The sequence below is a fragment of the Pedobacter steynii genome (assembly GCF_001721645.1).
Taxonomy (GTDB): Bacteria; Bacteroidota; Bacteroidia; order Sphingobacteriales; family Sphingobacteriaceae; genus Pedobacter; species Pedobacter steynii_A.
The window spans coordinates 6356644-6376469 of sequence record NZ_CP017141.1 but is presented as its reverse complement, the minus strand read 5'-3'; the positions used below and the strand labels follow the sequence as shown (position 1 = coordinate 6376469).

Below are 19826 nucleotides of genomic sequence, written 5' to 3'. Positions count from 1 at the left end.
AAGATAAGATTTAGCCTTAAAACCTTTTAAAAGATAAGGTGTTGTTATGTAAACTGGAATTAAACATTGAAATCATGGAAAATATTAATCCACAACACGAAGAGGATCCGTTAAAACCGCATAAGCCAATAGAAACGAATTATTCTAAACATGAGGATGATCCCGGACCATCTCCTCAGGCTGTAAATGAATATGATAAGAATGGTGCCGGACCGGTTTTGAAATGGATCATTCCGATATTGGTACTTGCATTGCTGATTTATTGGCTATTTTTCAGACATTCCTAAAGCTCATGTATAGCTGAGTAAACTAAAGAGGGATTTCCTAAAATAACAGAAACTTAAAATACCTGTCGGAATGCGGCTTACATAGGTTTAGCGTATTCCGACAGGTAATATTGATCAGCTGATTATTTTAATAACCTCACTTCATAAAGATCTTTACGACGGTCTTTCAGGATTTTTACGGTCCCGAAATGATGAAGTTCATCCAGTAAATGAAGGTCTACGTCGACTACCAGCATCATTTCTGTATTCGGAGTAGTTTCTGCTTTTACCGCATTGGTGGGAAAGGCAAAGTCGGAAGGTGTAAATACTGCAGATTGCGCAAATTGAATGTCCATGTTGTTTACCTTTGGTAAGTTACCCACACATCCGGCAATGGCTACATAACACTCATTTTCAATCGCTCTGGCCTGGGCACATCTTCTTACCCTGGTATAGCCATTTTGTGTATCGGTCAGGAAGGGAACAAAAAGAATCTGCATCCCCTGATCTGCATAAATCCGGCTCAATTCCGGGAATTCTACATCGTAACAAATCAGGATACCTATTTTTCCGCAATCGGTATCAAAAACCTGGATTTTGTCGCCACCCACCATTCCATAATATTTCTGCTCATTAGGGGTAATATGGATTTTTCTGTATTCTTCAGTCTTACCACTTCTATGGCATAAATAGGTCGCATTATAAAGTTTGTTATTCTCTATAATGGGCATACTGCCCGAAATTACATTTACATTATAGGAAACGGCATATTCCTGAATCTTTTGTACAATCTCTTCTGTCTGCTCTGCCAGTTTACGCATGGCTTCCATTTCAGGCAGATGGTTGTAAGGTTGCAAGAGTGGCGTATTAAAGAACTCCGGGAACATGATGAAGTCTGATTTATATCCACTCACTGCATCCACAAAGAATTCCACCTGTTCGTAAAAGGCATCGATATCTGGAAAAAGACGCATTTGCCATTGTACCAAACCAATTCTGATGGTTTTTGCTGAGCGTGCAGAAGCGTCTATCCCCTGGTAGTAAATATTGTTCCATTCCAGCAGCGTTGCATAATCTTTGGACTCATGGTCTCCGGGCAGGTAATTTTTGAGTACTTTCCGGACGTGAAAATCATTGGAGATCTGGAAAGTCAGGGTAGGATCGAAGATCTCTTTTGCTTTTACCTTATCAATATACTGTCTGGGACTGAGGGTTGCCGCATATTCATGATAGCGTGGGATTCTCCCTCCGGCAATGATACTTTTCAGGTTCAGGCTTTCGCAAAGCTCTTTTCTGGCTTCATATAACCTTCTGCCCAGTCTTAATCCCCTGAATTCAGGGCTTACAAATATTTCTATTCCATACAATACATCTCCTTCAGCATCGTGAGTAGAGAAGGAATAATCTCCGGTAATATTTTTATAGGTATGTTTATCACCATACTCATCATAATCTACGATGATTGATAGGGAACAAGCCACCACTTTATCGTCTACCGCAATGCAGAGCTGACCTTCCGGAAATAATTTAAGTAATCTTTCAATGCTGCTTCTGCTCCATATCTGTCCACCCAGGGTATCATAGGCCTGTTGCATTGATTCTTTCAAATCATTGTAATCTGCTAGGGTAAGTTTTCTTGTTTCTATATTCATAATCAGCTAAATTTAGCTAATAAGATCAGAAATGATGCCTAAACAGGTTGAATTTCTAAAATAATTTCCCAGTTTGTCCGGGGAAATTCTTTTGCAGGTGTTTATAGGCGGCTTCGGTGACTTCTCTTCCTCTGGAAGTACGCATCAGAAAACCTTCCTGAATCAGGAATGGTTCGTAAACTTCTTCGATCGTGCCTTCATCTTCACCGACGGCAGTAGCGATGGTTTTCAGACCCACAGGACCTCCTTTGAACTTGTCAATGATGGTCACCAGGATCTTGTTGTCCATTTCATCCAGACCATGTTCATCAACATTTAAGGCTCTTAAAGCATATCTGGCAATCTCAGTATCGATTTGTCCGTTTCCTTTGATCTGTGCAAAATCCCGGGTTCTTCTTAACAGCGCATTGGCGATACGGGGTGTACCTCTGCTGCGGCGGGCAATTTCGTAAGCTCCCTCTTCGGTAATCGGGGTTTTTAAAATATCCGAGGACCGCAGAACGATTGTGGTTAGTAATTTTGCATCATAGTACGCGAGTCGGGAATTGATTCCAAACCGTGCCCTTAATGGTGCGGTTAATAATCCGGATCGGGTTGTGGCTCCGACCAGGGTGAAAGGGTTCAGTGAAATCTGTACAGAACGGGCATTTGGGCCACTTTCCAGCATGATGTCAATCTTAAAATCCTCCATAGCAGAATACAGGTATTCTTCCACAAGAGGGCTCAGACGGTGGATCTCATCAATAAATAAGATGTCTCCTGATTCCAGATTAGTGAGTAATCCGGCAAGATCTCCGGGTTTATCCAGAACAGGGCCGGAAGTTACTTTAATTCCTACACCCATTTCATTGGCAATGATATAAGAGAGGGTGGTTTTGCCAAGTCCCGGAGGACCATGCAGTAAAACATGGTCCAAAGGTTCTCCGCGTAACTTTGCAGCCTTGACAAAGATTTTTAAGTTTTCCATGATCTTATCCTGACCCGTAAAGTCTTCAAATTCCTGCGGGCGCAATACTTTTTCAATATCACGTTCAAAGGGAGTTAAGCTTTCTGAATTGGGATCAAGATTTTCGTTCATGGGGTAAAGTTAGTATAAAAGGCTTGTAATTGATATTATTTGCTAAACTTGGCTGCAACAACTGCTTCCTTAATACCTTTGGCATAGTTATAAAACCCTTCACCGGATTTTACACCTTTGCTTCCTGCAGTCACCATATTTACCAGTAAGGGGCAGGGTGCATATTTAGGATTTCCGAATCCGTCATGGAGCACATTTAAGATAGCCAGACAAACATCCAGGCCTATAAAATCTGCCAGTTGAAGCGGGCCCATCGGGTGTGCCATTCCCAGTTTCATTACGGTATCGATCTCTTCCACACCAGCTACGCTTTCATACAAGGTATAAATGGCTTCGTTGATCATCGGCATCAGAATCCTGTTGGCTACGAAGCCAGGATAATCATTTACTTCTACCGGAACCTTACTCAGTTTTGTCGAAAGGTCCATTACGGTGGCGGTGGTTTCATCACTGGTAGCATAACCCCTGATCACCTCTACCAGCTTCATCACCGGAACCGGGTTCATGAAATGCATACCGATCACTTTATCTCCCCTGCTGGTTACAGAAGCTATTTTGGTGATGGAAATGGAGGAGGTATTACTGGCCAGAATAGCCTCCGGTTTGGCAAAAGAATCCAGGTCTTTAAAGATCTTTAACTTCAGCTCCAGATTTTCTGTTGCCGCTTCCACAATCAGGTCTGCATTGGCGACGCCTTCTGCGATCTGAGTGAAATTCGTAATGTTTTTCAGGGTATTTGCTTTGTCGGACTCCGTAATTGTACCTTTGGTGACCTGACGATCCAGGTTTTTTCCGATGGTACTGATGGCGCGTTCCAAAGCTTCATTGTTAATATCAATTAAGTTGACCTGATATCCGAATTGCGCAAAAGTATGTGCGATTCCATTGCCCATTGTTCCTGAGCCAATCACTGCGATGTTCTTCATTTAAGTTTTTTTATGGTAATGAGTAATTAGGGTGCTAATCTATTGATAATCCATGAACCATCCACCAACTGATAATTTAAACGATCATGCAGCCTGCTTGGCCTGCCTTGCCAGAATTCAATATGTGTAGGTTCTACCAGGTACCCTCCCCAATGAAGCGGGCGTGGAATTTCTTTGTCCTGGTAAGCGGTACTCAGTTCTGCTACTTTCTCTTCTAAAGATTCCCTGTTCGGGATCACCCTGCTTTGCGGAGAGGCCGAGGCCCCAATCTGACTTCCGATCGGACGGGAGTGAAAATAATCGGTAGATGCTGCTGCGTCAATCTTGCTGACTACTCCATCTATGCGTACCTGTCTTTCCAGCTCAGCCCAGAAGAACACCAGTGATGCCTGCGGGTTTTCTGCCAGATCTTTTCCTTTGTCACTATCGTAATTCGTGAAGAATACGAAACCATCTTCATCAAAGCCCTTTAAAAGGACGATACGTGCAGAGGGCTTGCTGTCGGAATTTGCCGTCGCCAGTGTCATGACATTGGGCTCGAAGATCTGGGCATCTACGGCCTCGGTAAACCATTTTTTAAACTGCAGGATGGGATTACTTTCCACATCAGTTTCGGCTAGTTCTGCTGAGCGGTATTCCTGTCTTAAATTCTGTAGATTTTCTTTATTCAGCTCCATGTACAAAAATAGGTTTTAGTTTATTTAATTTTATCGCTAAATTTCCGAAATGTTAAGTCGATTAGAGCCATCAGCAGGTAAATTATTAATTTCAGAACCATTCTTAATGGATCCTAATTTTAAGCGTTCTGTAGTTTTTCTTACCGAGCATCAGGAGGAGGGAACAGTAGGTTTTATCCTGAATCAGCGCAGTACTTTGTTGCTCAATGATTTAGTGCCTGACTTTGTTGGTGGCGATTTTCCGGTTTATCTTGGGGGGCCGGTGGCGATTGATACCATTCATTTTATCCATAGGCGTCAGGACCTGATCACAGACGGAGAAGAGATTGCGAAAGGGGTATGTTGGGGGGGGAATTTTGAGACTTTAAAAGTGCTGATTAATAACCACAGCATTCAGCCTGCTGATATTAAATTCTTTATCGGGTATTCCGGATGGTCGGGCGTTCAGCTAAAGAATGAAATGAAAGAGAATACCTGGATTGTGTCCGATCAGTTTCATGCTGATGTGGTATTCTCTAACAATGAAGAGGAACTCTGGAAGGAGGTAATCATTAATCTTGGGCCTAAATACGCCCATGTGAGTAATTTCCCTCAGGATCCTAATCTCAATTAATAATTTTCAAGATCTATGGCACTTTCTTCGATCTTTTTCTTAAGATCGTCTTTATAAGCCTGCATTTTTGCTGAAAGCTCCGGGCTGGCTGTTGCCAGGATCTGAGCCGCAAGTAAACCTGCATTCTTTGCAGCGTTTAGTGCTACGGTTGCTACAGGAATGCCATTTGGCATTTGCAGGATAGACAATATAGAATCCCATCCATCAATAGAATTAGAAGATTTTACCGGCACGCCAATTACAGGTAATGTGGTAATTGAAGCTACCATTCCCGGTAAATGTGCAGCACCACCGGCACCGGCGATGATCACTTTTAATCCTCTTGATGCAGCTTGTTTTGCGTATTCAAACATTCTTTCCGGCGTGCGGTGAGCAGACACTACGGTCATTTCAAATTGGATATCGAATTCTTTTAAGATATCGGCTGCGTCTTTCATGATAGGAAGGTCAGACTTGCTGCCCATAATAATGCCTACTTGTATGCTCATTAGGAAATAACTTTTAGTGTGTCTTTAATATAATTGGCTTTTTCTATAGCCTTCTCGCGGTTCTGATCTACAATGGTAACGTGTCCCATTTTGCGGAAAGGTTTGGTATATTTTTTACCATAAAGGTGGATGTATACTCCTTCAATGGCCATGATTTTTTCTAATCCCTGATATTTGGCCACCCCATTATGATTTTTTTCTCCGAGAAGATTGATCATTACGGCATTGTTTATGGTGCGTGTATCCCCTAATGGAAGGTTGAAGATGGCTCGTAAATGCTGGTCAAACTGAGAAACATAATTTCCTTCAATGGTATGGTGTCCGCTATTGTGTGGACGTGGGGCAAGCTCATTCACCAGGATATCTCCGTTTTTAGTGATGAACATTTCTACCGCCAATAATCCGGTAATGTTCAGTGAGGAAGCAATATTTTTAGCAATGGTCTCCGCTTTATGCTGAATGGATGCCGGGTAAGTGGAAGGAGAAATCAGAAATTCTACCAGGTTTGCTTCTGCGTTGAATTCCATTTCCACCATCGGGAATGTTTTTACATCTCCGTTAGGGTTTCTGGAAACAATTACGGCGACTTCTTTCTCGAAATCTACCAGTTGCTCGATTAAACATGGTGCATCAAAAGCATTTTCTATATCTGCCAGGTTGTTTATCTTCATCACTCCTTTACCATCATAACCGTCTTTACGCTGTTTCAGGATGTAAGGGAATGGAAAATGACTATTGCGCATGTCTTCTTTGGTGTTAACCAGTTGAAACGGTGCAGTAGGGATGTTGTTTTCTTTGAAAAATTGTTTTTGAACACCTTTATCCTGAATCAAACGGATTACCCTGGATTGAGGATAAACGTGTTTGCCTTCTTTCTCCAGTTGTTCCAGTGCTTCAATATTTACTTTCTCTATTTCAATAGTAATGATGTCTGCTTTTTTTCCGAAATTATATACGGTGTCGAAATCAGTGATAGAACCACATTCAAAGTAGTTTGCGAGGTGTTTACATGGAGCGTCTGTATCCGGATCTAAAATTAAAGTGGTTAAATTATAATTGATGGCTTCCTGTATCAACATCCTGCCCAATTGACCGCCACCTAATATGCCTAATTTTAAATCACTTATTTGTTTTGCCATATCGATATGAAAAAGTTATGCTTATTTTGCACAAAAATAACAATATAAACGGATTGATGGATGTAGATGCTATAATTATTGGCGCCGGGGCCTGCGGTTTGATGTGTGCGGTTCAGGCGGGCTATTTGGGGAAAAGGGTAATATTGTTGGAAAAAAGTGATAAGCCGGGAGCGAAAATCCTGATTTCCGGTGGAGGAAGGTGTAACTATACCAATCTGTTTGCCACTGATGAACAGTTCATTTCCAATAACAAACACTTTTCCAAATCCGCATTTACGCAGTGGACGGTAGAAGATACGATCAGTTTTTTTGAGACTTATGGAATCACCGGAAAAGAGAAAACATTAGGGCAACTTTTTCCTGACGGAAAGAATGCAAAAGATATTGTGGCGGCATTTACGAGTATTTGTGAGGACTTTGGACAACAGATTATTTGCGATGCACAGGTGAACGAAATTGAACAAACGACAGCAGGATTTGAGGTTCATTTTGATAAAGGAAACAAGTCGCGCACGTTAAAAGCGCCAAAGCTGGTGGTTGCTACAGGCGGCTTACCAATTCCCAAAATGGGTGCTACAGATTTCGCGCTGCGTTTTGCCAGAAAACATGATCTGAAAATCATTGAAACGGCGCCAGCACTTGTTCCGTTAACCATCACCGGAAAAGATGAAGAATGGTATGCAAAATTATCAGGAAACTCAGTCTTCTGTGAAGTGAGTAACGAGAAGATCTCTTTTGAAGAGAACATCCTGTTTACCCATTGGGGATTGAGTGGGCCTGCAATCCTGCAGATTTCCTCGTATTGGAGAAGGGGAGAGTCTATCAATATAGATTTATTGCCAAAACAGGATATTCTGGAACTGATAGAAGCTGAACGGAAGTCGAATGGGAAGCTATTGTTATCGACCTTACTGAACCGGATTTATCCTAAGAAGTTTACCGATGCGATGGGGAAATTCCTGCCAATAGAGAAGCCGGTAGCTGCACTGACTAAAACAGAGCTGGAGGCAATTCAAAAAACGATTCACCTGTTTAAGGTAAAACCTGCAGGTGATAAGGGGTATGATAAAGCGGAAGTAATGCGTGGGGGCATTGATACGAATGAACTGTCTTCAAAAACGCTGGAATGTAAACGTGTTCCGGGGTTGTTTTTTGGCGGGGAATGTATAGATGTAACAGGATGGCTGGGTGGATATAATTTTCAATGGGCATGGGCGAATGGTTATGTGATCGCTCAAAATATTTAATACGATGAAAAGATCTGTCAAACTGATCAAAATACTTTCTTTGTTGCCGCTTTGCTTCGTTATTTTTTCTGCATCGCTCCGTGCCCAGGAAAATTTTAATGTGATCGTTTCTATGGCGAAAGGAGATCTGAATAAAGATTTACTGGCTGACTCTGTAGTTGTTACTCAGGATACTACTGCGGATACTTCTCCTTATCGTCTGGAAATATATTTTGCAAAAAAAGGCGGTGGATTTCAGCGAAATATCCAGACTGACAAAGCGATTAATGAACAGTTTCCTAATGGAAAAGATGGATACAGGGATGGATATGGGTTTTCAAAGGTAACGATAAAAGCAGGAGTGATTGATGTTTTCTGTCAGCTTTTAAGAGGTCACTTTCGTCATAAATTTCGTTATCAAAATGGAAATTTCGAATTGATAGGATATAGCTCCAGAACTTCAAATCCCCTTGGAATGAGTGCGGTCGATTTTAATTTGTCTACAGGTGTTTATCTGCAGGCAGAGGAGTATGACGATTCGGATAAAAAAAACAGTAAGCGCAGTAAAATCATTAAAATCAGTCCCTTGCCGAAGTTAAAGGACTTTGTCCCTTATTCGAATGATCTTTATTAATTGCCCGTTAGCTTTAATTTGCTGTTGAGTTTATCGGCCATTTCTATCTGGCATCTAAATTTATTTTTGCTCCGGAAGGTAATAAAGAAAAAGTATCCTCTCCTTTTCATCCCCGAATCTTTGCTGAAGGGTAAATATTCGAACGTCTTCAAAGCAGAGGATACTTTTTCTTTAAAACAATGATTGTACAATCACATGATGTTGAAAGACCTTCTTAAAGCAGAAGAGGGCGAATTTAAACCTGGACGGACCGGGGTTCGCTCATGTAGTGAGCAATATATCATGCAGTATTTATAAAAAAAAGAGCATGTTCTGAAAAGACATAGAAAATTTTGCCGCCCTCCAGCGTGCAAAAGATTTCAGTCTTTGAAGAATATGCTCTTTTTTTAAAGAACGGCTTAATACGGACAAGCTCCTCAAGATGAGGTTAATCGCAATTAGGAATTGTATAAGTCCATGTCTCTGCAATCCCGGTCGGGAAGCTATAAATCATTCCTTTGCCCATTTCAAACCATAGTTTGCCACGAAGTTTTTCACGGCTACCAATTTCATTCATCGACAGGCTATCATAAATTCTACCATTGATCACTACATATTTGATTTTTTCAGAATTCCGGATATCATTTAAAGGATTGGCATCCATTACAATCAGATCTGCCAGTTTACCTGTTTCCAGTGAACCGATTTCTTTATCCATTCCAAGGTATGCTGCCCCGTTTAAGGTTGCACTGCGAATGGCTTGTAACGGAGTCATTCCTCCTTGTACCAGCATCCATAACTCCCAATGTGCACCTAATCCCTGAATCTGTCCATGTGCACCCAGGTTTACTTTTGTTCCGCCATCGGCAATTTGTCTGGTGGCTTTGGCAACTTCAATATGTCCGTAATCTCCATATTCTGAAGTCGTTCTTCTTCTGGCGCGTGAGTCAATGATGGAACGTGGGGTGAAAGCCATCAGCCTTTCATTTTCCCATACATTGGTCCGGTCATACCAGTAGTTTTCTCCCCACTGACTGCCATAACTTACGATCAGGGTAGGGGTATAAGCCACGTTGGTATTGTTCCAGAAAGAAGTTACATCTTTATAAACCGGGGCTACAGGGATGCTATGTTCAATCCCGGTATGTCCATCGGCTACCATATTCATATTGGTAAAAAATGTCGATCCTCCTTCAGGCACCACTTCCATTTTTAACTGCCTGGCGGCTTCCAGTATCTGCTGACGTTGGTCTCTTCTGGGTTGATTGTAAGATTTTACAGAGAATGCGCCAACTGCTTTTAATCTTTTAAGGTGAGAAAGGGCGTCCTCGAGGCTATTGATAGTGACCTTGAAATCTCCGTCTGCACCGTATAAGATAGAGCCTGTAGAATATAAGCGTGGCCCAACCATTCTTCCTGCTTTTAACATTTCAGACTGACTGAATACCATTTCCGTATTGGAAGATGGGTCGTGCGAGGTCGTTACCCCAAAAGCAAGGTTAGCCATATAAGACCAGTCCTGTTGCGGTGAAATTCCATCCGGACTGGTTCTCAGGTGCGCATGCACGTCGACTATTCCAGGCATAATTGTTTTGCCCGTTACATCAATTACCCTTGCCTGATCAGGAACAGATAATTCCGATGCTTTTCCAATGGCGATGATTTTATTATTTTCGATCAGAATTGTTCCTTCTTCAATCACTTCGTCACCTTTCATGGTCACAATTCTGGCTCCTTTCAGGGCAAGTAAACCTGCAGGCATATCGCTTTTGAGCTTTAGTCCGATGGAAATACCGGTGGTATCAGGTTTTTGAACCGCCTGGTTTCCCGAATCTGTGAAATTAAAAGCGCTTTTAATCTCTCTGCTAAAGTATTGATCTCCAAGTGTCCAGAAGAGCTTCTGACTGTCGTTACTCCAGTGGATATAAGTTCCACCATCGGCACTTACCCTGGTAAGCGGGATAGATTTGTTCGTAGAAGACAGTTCAAGTGGACTGCCCACAGTCACCATTGGGGTGATGTATACGTTGAACAGCTCTGTAAAGGCCATCCATTTACCATCCGGGCTTGGCGTAAACTGGGTCACATAAGTAGAGGTATAATGGGTTCTTTCGTTGGCGCCGTTAAGATCGACGCTTTTAAACGCTTTTTTTCCTCCTTCATTTCCCTGGAAATAAATCCGGGTATCATCAGCATTAAATTGCGGCTTAATACCATTATCTGAAACGAGGGTTTTTGTGCCACCATTTGCCGGCATAATAAAAATTCCTGTTCCTCTACCATAAGCATAGCCTAATACATCGTTTCCTATGCCTTTTCTGAAGATGATTTTATCTCCTTTATTGGAATAGGAGGGGGAGTAATAAAATCCTTTTTCATCTGTCAGGGTAATGGTTTTTCCTGATTTAAGGTCTGTCCTTTTGATGGCTCCTTTGAGTTCATCATTCCAGGTCGTATAAATTACATATTTTCCGTCATTGCTGATTTTAGGCTCAAATTCAAAGTCGATCCCATTGGTTACCCTTTCCGGAGTTCCGTTAGGGAGTTCTTTTTTGTAAAGGAATCCTGCGGCATTAAAAACAACCATTTTTCCATCTGCAGAGGTGCAGAGCTGACGGATCATTTTTACATCGAATTCGGCATTGAATACGGACTGAGGGAAATGTAAAGCTTCCTGAACCGTATGGTTACTGGTTACCCGGAAAGGGATGTCGCTGGTACTCAATGTAGCCAGGTCGATTTTTTTGATCTTTCCTTTTGCGTAGAATATCAGGTTTTTGGCATCTGGTGTCCAGGCATAGTTTGGATACACACCAAATATCGCCCAGGTTTCCTGCTGATCATGAGAAAGGTCTTCGTAAACAGGCCATTCCTCGCCGGTACGCAGATTCTGAATGTACAATACTGATTTAAGGCGGACACGTTTTACATAGGCCATCATTTTTCCATCAGGAGAAATCTGGGGCCTTGCGGCACCACCCTGAGGAGCAATCAGGTTGCTGAATTTTCCAGTGGTCATATCCAGTTGACGGATGGCATAAATCAGACCATTCGGATCTTTACTGTATTCAAAATTCGGACCGGGTGCCATGTCTTCACTAAAGTAAAGATACCTGCCATTTGGACTGATATTAGGTTCACCGGCATCCTGCTGATCATTTTTTCGTTTGGTCAGCTGTACCCCTTCGCCACCATAAATACTATACATCCACATTTCTCCTGCACCCAGGGAACGGGACCCTGTGAAGTGTTTTCTGGCGACCAGGTATTCACTGTTTGGTGCCCAGGTGGCATTATTTAATAACCTGAAAGTCTCTTTAGTAACTTGTCTTTTATTGGAACCATCGCGGTTCATGATCCAGATATTGTCTGCACCATTCTTATCGCTGGTATAGGAGATGTATTTGCCATTCGGGCTAAAGCGGGGCTGAATGTCCCAGGGAATACCTCCACTCAATAAAACAGCAGAGCCACCTGTAACAGGCATGATATATATATCGCCAAGCAAATCAAAAACGATGTCTTTACCATCAGCACTCACATCCAGGTTCATCCAGGTACCCTCATCAGTATCTATGCTGAAATTTTTTGTAGGACCCTTATATTTTTCGATGTCCCATTTCTTTTCCTGGGAAAATGAGGACTGAAAAACAAACAGGAATAATAGCGGGAGTAAAGATTTCTTCATAGCGGTGGATCGTATAAATTAGCCCGCAATTTAATAATATCAGTTCATTTTTATAGTTTTGATGAGTAACCTTTTTATGAGTGAAGCCGAGATACTAAAAAGATACTGGGGATTTGATTCTTTCAGACCATTGCAGTCAGACATTATCAGTTCTGTTTTAAATGGTCATGATACCCTGGCATTGCTACCCACCGGAGGAGGCAAATCCCTTTGCTTTCAGATACCTGCATTGGTAAAGGAAGGAATATGTCTGGTCATTTCTCCCCTGATTGCGTTGATGAAAGATCAGGTGGAGAACCTGAAAGCGAAAGGTATTGAGGCCGTCGCAATTTATGCGGGAATGGGGAAAAGGGAAATTGATATCCTGCTCGACAACTGCATTTACGGTAAAATTAAGTTTTTATACCTTTCTCCGGAACGTTTATTATCAGAAATTGTACGGGTTCGGATTTCGTATATGAATGTAAACCTGATTGCGGTAGATGAAGCCCATTGTATTTCCCAGTGGGGATATGACTTCAGGCCTCCTTATCAGCAGATTGCGGAAATCAGGGAGCTTCACCCCAAAGTGCCTGTTCTGGCGCTTACGGCTACAGCAACTCAGTTTGTCAGGGCCGATATTGCAGAGAAATTAAAGTTTAGAGAAGCTAAAGTATTTGTTCAGAGTTTTGAGCGTAAGAACCTGAGCTATGTCGTGCTGGATAAAGAAGATAAATATAAGAAACTAATCGATATTGTCAGGAATGTGAAGGGAAGCGGATTGGTTTATGTTCGCAACAGGAGGGAAACAGCAGAGGTCGCATCTTTTTTGATCAGGAACCAGATTGCCGCTGATTTTTACCATGCGGGGATAGAAAGGGCAGAGCGGTTTAGAAAACAGGAAGAATGGAAAAAGAATAAGATCAGGGTGATGGTAGCGACCAATGCCTTCGGAATGGGAATCGATAAAGCAGATGTTCGTTTTGTTGTACACCTGGATTTACCGGAGAGCCTGGAAGCCTATTATCAGGAAGCTGGCCGGGCAGGAAGAGATGAGCAAAAAGCTTATGCAGTATTGCTGGCCAATAAATCTGATCAGATGGCTTTACGAACCAAATATGCTGATCATTTTCCAACTGTTGAAGACATCAAAAAAACATACCATTACCTGGGCAATTACTTCCAGCTGGCTTTTGGCGCAGGGGAAGGGCTGACCTTTAATTTTGACCTTGCCGATTTTTGCAAAAGATTCAATATCGGAGTGATCAAAACAATGGCTGCCCTGAAGTTTCTGGAGCACGATGGTTATCTGACTTTGTCGGAAAATATTTTTTTGCCTTCCAGGGTTTTGTTTACAGCTTCTCATGAAGATGTTTACCGTTTTCAAATTGAAAATGCAGGATACGACCCGCTTATAAAGGCGATCTTAAGATCTTATGGGGGAGCATTTGATCAATATGTGAAGATCGAAGAAAACGAAATTGCCAAAAAGGTAGGTTTGTCATTTAGCACAGCAAGGAAAATGATCAGCAACCTGGAAGAACAGGGATTATTGTCTTATTTGCCTCAATCTGATCAGCCTCAATTGCAATATATCCGTCCGAGGGTAGACTTTATCCATATGGATATTGATGTGAAATACATCGAGCTGAGGAAAAAGATTCAACTGGATCAGATTAACGCGGTATTGGCTTATACCGGAAATGCGGAATGCCGGAATGTTCAGTTGTTAAGGTATTTTGATGAGCCCAATGCCGATAAGTGTGGCGTTTGTGATGTTTGTCTTGCAGAAAAAAAAGAAGACGATCTGGAGCTGCTTTCTGAACGTATTGATTTTGAGCTGATCACACTGTTACAAACACAGGCACGGACGATTGAAGAACTGATCAGTGGCACAAAAATGGGAACTGAAAATGAGAAACTGGACCGGATCCGGGAATTGCTGGATGCGGGAAAAATTAAAACTGATGGTAAAAACTATTATCTTTAAATTGCAACAAATCTATATACCTATGAAGAAATTAAGCCTTATTGTACTTGCTATCCCTGTGTTTTTAGCAGGATGTACCTCGAAATGTGTAGAAGATTCAGGAATTCAGACCAGTAAAGTGGTGGAACTGAAAAGTTATGATAAAATTAAGGTGAGCGGAACAATAAAGTTGATTTTAACCCAGGATAGTACCTACAACGTGAAAATTCAGGCTGATTCCAATGTGATGAGTCACATCAGATCCAGGGTAAGTGGAAGCGAATTAGAGCTGAAACTGGAAAATGGCAGCTATTGCGGAACGGACTCTGTGGTGATCTATGCGGGAATTGGGGAATTGACTGAGTTGAATACCAGCGGAATGGTACGTATAATCGGAGAAGGACCGGTTTATGTGAAGGACTTGAAAATGGATCTAAGTGGTAGTTCTGATGTGAAACTAAACCTGAGTGCCGGCAAAGTGACGACAAAAATTGATGGGGTAGGCAGGTTATCGTTGAGCGGACAAACCGGAACTCATGTGCTGAAAACAAGCGGAACATCTAAGGTAGAAGCTTTTGATTTTGTTGCTGGTATTTATGACATTACTGTTGATGGTACAGGGAAAGCCAATATCAATGTGTTAAATGATTTAAAGGTGAAAACTTCCGGTTCAAGTGAAATTTATTATAAAGGGAACCCAAAGAATGTAGACGAAAAGAAATCAGGTGCGGCTAAACTGGAAAAAGTAAATTAGCCGTATTGTTGTTTTTTAGCTACTTTAGTTGCCTTATTTAATACATGGAACAGAAAAACGACAAGAAAGTTATCCGGTCATGGGCCTTCTTTGACTGGGCAAATTCCGCTTATAATTTAGTCATCACCTCCACTATTTTTCCGGCTTATTATACGATTATCACCACGACTGCAGAGCATGGGGATAAAGTGACTTTTTTTGGCCGTACGTTTACGAATACAGCTTTATCGAATTATGCACTTTCGCTGGCTTATCTGATCATGGTGATCCTGCTACCGATTTTATCGGCTACAGCAGATTACAGGGGCAATAAGAAGATCTTTATGAAGATTTTCACGTATCTGGGGAGTTTGGCCTGCATTGGTTTATTTTTCTTTAAACTGGATACGCTGGAACTGGGGGTGATCTGTTTTGCTATTGCTGCAATGGGCTATATCGGCGGGGTGATGTTTAACAATTCTTATTTGCCGGAGATTGCCACAAAAGATCGGCAGGACCAGGTGAGTGCGCAAGGTTATGCATATGGCTATGTAGGTAGTGTATTGCTGCAAATTATTTGTTTTGTCTTTGTATTGAAGCCAGAACTTTTTGGTATTACTGATGCTTCACTGCCGGCAAGGTTATCCTTCCTGTTGGTGGGAATCTGGTGGATTGGTTTTGCCCAGATTCCATTTCGCAGGTTACCGGCGGGTAGTCCTAATTATGAGGCAATTAATAAAAGTGTGGTGCGTAGTGGCTTCCAGGAGTTAGGGAAAGTGTGGAGACAATTAAAGAGTATGAAAGTGATGAAGCGCTTTCTGCTGGCCTTTTTCTTTTATTCCATGGGAGTGCAGACGATTATGCTGGCCGCGGCAGGGTTTGGAGAGAAAACTTTGCATCTGGGTACTTCAAAACTGATCATGGTCATCCTGATTATTCAGTTGGTGGCCATTTTAGGTGCGATCTGGATGTCTAAACTGGCAAAGAAAATCGGGAATGTGAGTGTGCTGATCCTGGTGGTTTGTATCTGGGTATTAACTTGTATTTATGCTTATTTTATTACCAATGAATATGAGTTTTACGCATTGGCATCCGTGGTTGGCCTGATTATGGGAGGGATTCAGTCGTTGTCCAGATCTACCTACTCTAAGTTTATTCCTGAAAACACACCGGATACTGCATCCTTTTTTAGTTTTTATGATGTAACGGAAAAGCTGGCTGTGGTGATCGGACTTTTTAGTTTTGCCTATATTGAGGAACAGACAGGAAGTATCCGGAATTCCATTTTCGCATTGGCCTCGTTTTTTGTACTGGGATTGATATTTTTGCTACTGCTTAAGAAAGTAGCACCAAAAGTGGTTAAAGGTTAACCATAATTTACTTTAATAAGATTCCGGATCTGTAAGGGTTCAGGATCAATACGAATAGATACACATGAAGATAGAATTATTTGTTCCTTGCTTTGTTGATCAGTTATATCCTGAGACAGCATTTAATACGATAAAGCTATTAGAGAAAGCGGGTTGTGAGGTGTTTTATAATTCTGCCCAGACCTGTTGCGGGCAGCCGGCTTATAATGCCGGATATTGGGAGCAGGCCAAAGAAACCGGAACTAAATTTCTGAATGATTTTTCAGAAACAGATTATATTGTGGCACCTTCTGCCTCCTGTGTCGGGATGGTAAAGAACGGGTTTAGTGACCTGTTTACCAATACGATTGTACACAATAAATGTAGAAATATTCAGTCTAACATATTTGAGCTGTCTGATTTCCTGGTCAATGTGCTGAAAAGAGATTATTTTGGTGCTGAACTGGATGGTAAAGCAGTTTACCATGATTCCTGCAGCGGTTTAAGGGAATGTAAGATCAAAGCAGAACCAAGACAATTGTTATCTAAGGTTCATGGACTGGAAATGGTGGAAATGAAAGATACAGATATGTGCTGTGGTTTTGGCGGTACTTTTTCTGTGAAGTTTGATGCCATTTCTTCTGCTATGGCTGAGCAAAAGGTTAACAATGCACTGGAACAGGGGGCGGAATATGTGATTTCTACAGATCTGTCCTGTCTGATGCATTTGCAGGGATATATCGATAAAAATAACATTCCATTAAAAACAATGCATTTAGCAGACGTTTTAGCTAACGGATGGTTAGAAAGTACAGAATATTAGTTTTATCTTTGTAGGAAATAAATCACATTGTAGGTGATTTTTATACAATCAATTTTATTAATTTTTAAATCATAGTTGTAGATGATTAACATTACTTTACCTGACGGCTCCAGTCGTCAGTATGAAAAGGGCACAACTGCCCACCAAATCGCGCTCTCTATTTCTGAGGGACTGGCGCGCAACGTTTTAGCCGCCGAAGTTAACGGTGAGATCTGGGATTCTTCAAGAGCAATTGAAGGTGATGCATCTGTGAAGTTGCTGACCTGGAATGATGCTGCCGGTAAAGCTACTTTCTGGCATTCTTCTGCCCATATTATGGCGGAGGCATTAGAGGCTTTATATCCGGGTACAAAATTCGGTATAGGTCCTGCGATTGAAACCGGTTTCTATTATGATGTAGATTTCGGCGACAGAGAATTTTCTTCGGATGATTTCAAGGCGATCGAAACCAAGATCCTTGAGCTGGCCAAACAAAAAGAAGTTTTTGTGCGGGAAGATGTTTCTAAAGCGGATGCAATTCAGTATTTTACGGAGAAAGGTGATGAGTACAAACTAGATCTTTTAGAGGGCCTGGAAGATGGAAAAATCACTTTCTACAACCAGGGGCAGTTTACTGACCTTTGTCGTGGACCACACATTCCCAATACCGGTTTCGTTAAAGCGGTAAAATTGATGAATGTGGCTGGCGCTTACTGGCGTGGTGATGAAACTAAAAAGCAGTTAACCCGTATTTATGGGGTTACTTTTCCTAAGGCAAGTGAGCTGACTGAGTACCTTCATATGATTGAAGAGGCTAAGAAAAGAGATCACCGTAAGTTAGGTAAAGAGCTGGAATTGTTTGCTTTCTCTGAGAAGGTAGGTATGGGGTTGCCATTGTGGTTACCTAAAGGTGCGGCATTGCGTGAACGTCTGGTTCAGTTCTTAACTAAAGCACAGGCTAAATCAGGATATGAGCAGGTAGTTACTCCTCATATTGGACATAAGAATCTGTACATTACTTCGGGTCATTATGAAAAATATGGTAAGGATGCTTTCCAGCCGATAAAAACTCCGCAGGAGGGAGAAGAGTTCTTCCTTAAACCGATGAACTGTCCTCACCATTGTGAGATCTATAAAGTTAAACCACGTTCATATAAAGACCTTCCTTTGCGTTTTGCAGAGTTTGGAACAGTATATCGTTATGAGCAGAGCGGAGAACTTCACGGACTGACAAGAGTACGTGGGTTTACTCAGGATGATGCTCATTTATTCTGTCGCCCGGATCAGGTAAAAGAAGAATTCATGAAAGTGATTGACCTGGTATTATATGTATTTAAATCTTTGGGTTTCAGTGACTATATCGCTCAGGTGTCTTTAAGAGATGCGGAGAACAGATCTAAATACATTGGTTCTGATGAGAACTGGCATCTGGCAGAATCTGCGATCATTGAAGCTGCTGCAGAAAAGGGTTTACCTACTGTAGTGGAATATGGTGAAGCGGCATTTTATGGTCCGAAGTTAGACTTCATGGTGAAAGATGCATTGGGTAGAAAATGGCAGCTGGGAACGATCCAGGTGGATTACAATTTACCAGAACGTTTTGAACTGGAATATACAGGTAGTGATAACCAGAAACACCGTCCGGTGATGATCCATAGGGCCCCATTTGGTTCCCTGGAGCGTTTCATCGCGGTATTGATTGAGCATTGCGCTGGTAATTTTCCGTTATGGCTTTCCCCTGAGCAGTTTATCATTCTTCCGATCTCTGAAAAATATGAAGATTATGCGAAAAAAGTTTCAGATGAACTAAATAATTCCGATATTCGCGGTTTGATTGACTTTCGGGATGAAAAAATCGGACGGAAAATCAGGGACGCAGAGGTTAAAAAAATACCTTATATGCTGATTATCGGTGAGAAAGAGATGGCGGAGGGAAAGGTATCAGTGCGGAAACATGGTGAGGGAGATTTAGGAGAAATGACTCAGCAGGAGTTTAGTGAATTATTAATTAAAGAAATAACAATTTAAATAGTATATAAATTTGGCATTAGGCAGACCAGGATTTAACAGGGGACCACGTCCTCCTTTTAAGAAAAAAGAAGCAGAACATAATATTAATCAGTTTATCAGAGCTCAGGAGGTTAGATTAGCTGGAGATAATGTTGAACCGGGGATCTATCCTTTGGCAAAAGCTTTAGCCCTTGCCGACGAATTGGAATTGGATCTGGTTGAGATTTCTCCAAATGCAGTGCCTCCGGTATGTAGGATCATTGATTACAGCAAGTTTGTTTACGAGCAGAAGAAAAAGCAGAAAGAGATCAAAGCAAACGCAAAACAAACCGTAATTAAGGAGATCCGTTTCGGTCCTAATACCAATGATCACGATTTTCAGTTCAAACTGAAACACGCGGTTAGCTTCCTGGAAAACGGGGAGAAGGTTAGGGCTTACGTACACTTTAAAGGTAGAGCAATTGTTTACAAAGAGCAGGGAGAGATTCTCTTGCTGAAGTTTGCACAAGCGCTTGAAGATATCGGTAAAGTGGAGTTATTACCTAAATTAGAGGGCAAGCGTATGTTTTTAACGCTGGCTCCAAAAGTTGCTAAAAAATAAATAAATTACATAAATAA

17 protein-coding genes are annotated in these 19826 nt (G+C 41.6%); 10 read left to right on the top strand and 7 right to left on the bottom strand.

Going from position 1 to position 19826, the window contains the following annotated elements; translation table 11 throughout:
• The first annotated feature begins 74 nt into the window (after window positions 1–74).
• Window positions 75–287 carry a hypothetical protein gene (locus BFS30_RS26440; RefSeq protein WP_069382686.1) on the top strand — a complete coding sequence of 71 codons (213 nt, stop codon included), beginning with the start codon at window positions 75–77 and terminating at the stop codon, window positions 285–287.
• Between the two features lie 122 nt (window positions 288–409).
• On the opposite strand, the gene BFS30_RS26435 is transcribed toward BFS30_RS26440, so the two are convergent.
• Genes BFS30_RS26435 through pdxH form a run of 4 tightly spaced genes read right to left on the bottom strand, consistent with a single transcriptional unit; the run spans window position 410 to window position 4599 of the window.
• Window positions 410–1918 carry a bifunctional GNAT family N-acetyltransferase/carbon-nitrogen hydrolase family protein gene (locus BFS30_RS26435; protein ID WP_069382052.1) on the bottom strand — a complete coding sequence of 503 codons (1509 nt, stop codon included), beginning with the start codon at window positions 1916–1918 and terminating at the stop codon, window positions 410–412.
• Between the two features lie 55 nt (window positions 1919–1973).
• Window positions 1974–2996 (bottom strand): Holliday junction branch migration DNA helicase RuvB, encoded by a 1023-nt coding sequence (ruvB, locus tag BFS30_RS26430; RefSeq protein WP_069382051.1) that lies wholly within the window; start codon window positions 2994–2996, stop codon window positions 1974–1976.
• A 35-nt stretch (window positions 2997–3031) separates the two neighbouring features.
• Entirely contained in the window at window positions 3032–3922 is an 891-nt protein-coding gene (locus BFS30_RS26425; protein WP_069382050.1) for a 3-hydroxybutyryl-CoA dehydrogenase, read from the bottom strand.
• 26 nt (window positions 3923–3948) lie between these two features.
• Window positions 3949–4599: a pyridoxamine 5'-phosphate oxidase gene (gene pdxH / locus BFS30_RS26420; protein ID WP_069382049.1), complete on the bottom strand. Its 651-nt coding sequence runs from the start codon at window positions 4597–4599 to the stop codon at window positions 3949–3951.
• Between the two features lie 106 nt (window positions 4600–4705).
• Between pdxH and BFS30_RS26415 the strand changes: the two genes are divergently transcribed.
• Entirely contained in the window at window positions 4706–5212 is a 507-nt protein-coding gene (locus tag BFS30_RS26415; protein WP_237028670.1) for a YqgE/AlgH family protein, read from the top strand.
• Here the strand turns inward: BFS30_RS26415 and purE are convergent.
• Window positions 5209–5700 carry a 5-(carboxyamino)imidazole ribonucleotide mutase gene (gene purE / locus BFS30_RS26410; RefSeq protein ID WP_069382047.1) on the bottom strand — a complete coding sequence of 164 codons (492 nt, stop codon included), beginning with the start codon at window positions 5698–5700 and terminating at the stop codon, window positions 5209–5211. The genes BFS30_RS26415 and purE overlap by 4 nt on opposite strands.
• Window positions 5700–6839 (bottom strand): 5-(carboxyamino)imidazole ribonucleotide synthase, encoded by a 1140-nt coding sequence (locus BFS30_RS26405; RefSeq protein ID WP_069382046.1) that lies wholly within the window; start codon window positions 6837–6839, stop codon window positions 5700–5702. The genes purE and BFS30_RS26405 overlap by 1 nt, the downstream gene beginning before the upstream one ends.
• 17 nt (window positions 6840–6856) lie before the next feature.
• Here BFS30_RS26405 and BFS30_RS26400 point away from each other — a divergent pair, with 17 nt between their 5' ends.
• Together BFS30_RS26400 and BFS30_RS26395 are read left to right on the top strand one after the other, a co-directional pair.
• Window positions 6857–8086: an NAD(P)/FAD-dependent oxidoreductase gene (locus BFS30_RS26400; RefSeq protein ID WP_237028669.1), complete on the top strand. Its 1230-nt coding sequence runs from the start codon at window positions 6857–6859 to the stop codon at window positions 8084–8086.
• 4 nt (window positions 8087–8090) lie between these two features.
• Window positions 8091–8699, top strand: a complete 609-nt coding sequence (locus BFS30_RS26395; protein WP_069382045.1) for a hypothetical protein — start codon at window positions 8091–8093, stop codon at window positions 8697–8699.
• Between the two features lie 427 nt (window positions 8700–9126).
• Here the strand turns inward: BFS30_RS26395 and BFS30_RS26390 are convergent, their stop codons facing one another.
• Window positions 9127–12366, bottom strand: coding sequence for an amidohydrolase family protein (locus tag BFS30_RS26390; RefSeq protein ID WP_069382044.1), 3240 nt, complete (start codon window positions 12364–12366; stop codon window positions 9127–9129).
• 76 nt (window positions 12367–12442) lie between these two features.
• Between BFS30_RS26390 and BFS30_RS26385 the strand changes: the two genes are divergently transcribed.
• From BFS30_RS26385 to infC, 6 genes are all read left to right on the top strand, one after another.
• Window positions 12443–14335 carry a RecQ family ATP-dependent DNA helicase gene (locus BFS30_RS26385; RefSeq protein ID WP_069382684.1) on the top strand — a complete coding sequence of 631 codons (1893 nt, stop codon included), beginning with the start codon at window positions 12443–12445 and terminating at the stop codon, window positions 14333–14335.
• 22 nt (window positions 14336–14357) lie between these two features.
• Window positions 14358–15068, top strand: a complete 711-nt coding sequence (locus BFS30_RS26380; protein ID WP_069382683.1) for a head GIN domain-containing protein — start codon at window positions 14358–14360, stop codon at window positions 15066–15068.
• Window positions 15069–15112: 44 nt separating this feature from the next.
• The gene (locus tag BFS30_RS26375; protein WP_069382043.1) at window positions 15113–16417 is read left to right on the top strand and encodes an MFS transporter; all 1305 of its coding nucleotides are present in this window, start codon (window positions 15113–15115) and stop codon (window positions 16415–16417) included.
• A 64-nt stretch (window positions 16418–16481) separates the two neighbouring features.
• Complete coding sequence (locus BFS30_RS26370; RefSeq protein WP_069382042.1) at window positions 16482–17219, top strand: (Fe-S)-binding protein; 738 nt, start codon at window positions 16482–16484, stop codon at window positions 17217–17219.
• Window positions 17220–17300: 81 nt separating this feature from the next.
• A complete protein-coding gene (thrS, locus tag BFS30_RS26365) occupies window positions 17301–19226 on the top strand; it encodes a threonine--tRNA ligase (protein ID WP_069382041.1) in 1926 nt (641 codons plus the stop codon).
• A gap of 13 nt (window positions 19227–19239) precedes the next feature.
• Window positions 19240–19809: a translation initiation factor IF-3 gene (infC, locus tag BFS30_RS26360; RefSeq protein ID WP_008238148.1), complete on the top strand. Its 570-nt coding sequence runs from the start codon at window positions 19240–19242 to the stop codon at window positions 19807–19809.
• Window positions 19810–19826: the final 17 nt, after the last annotated feature.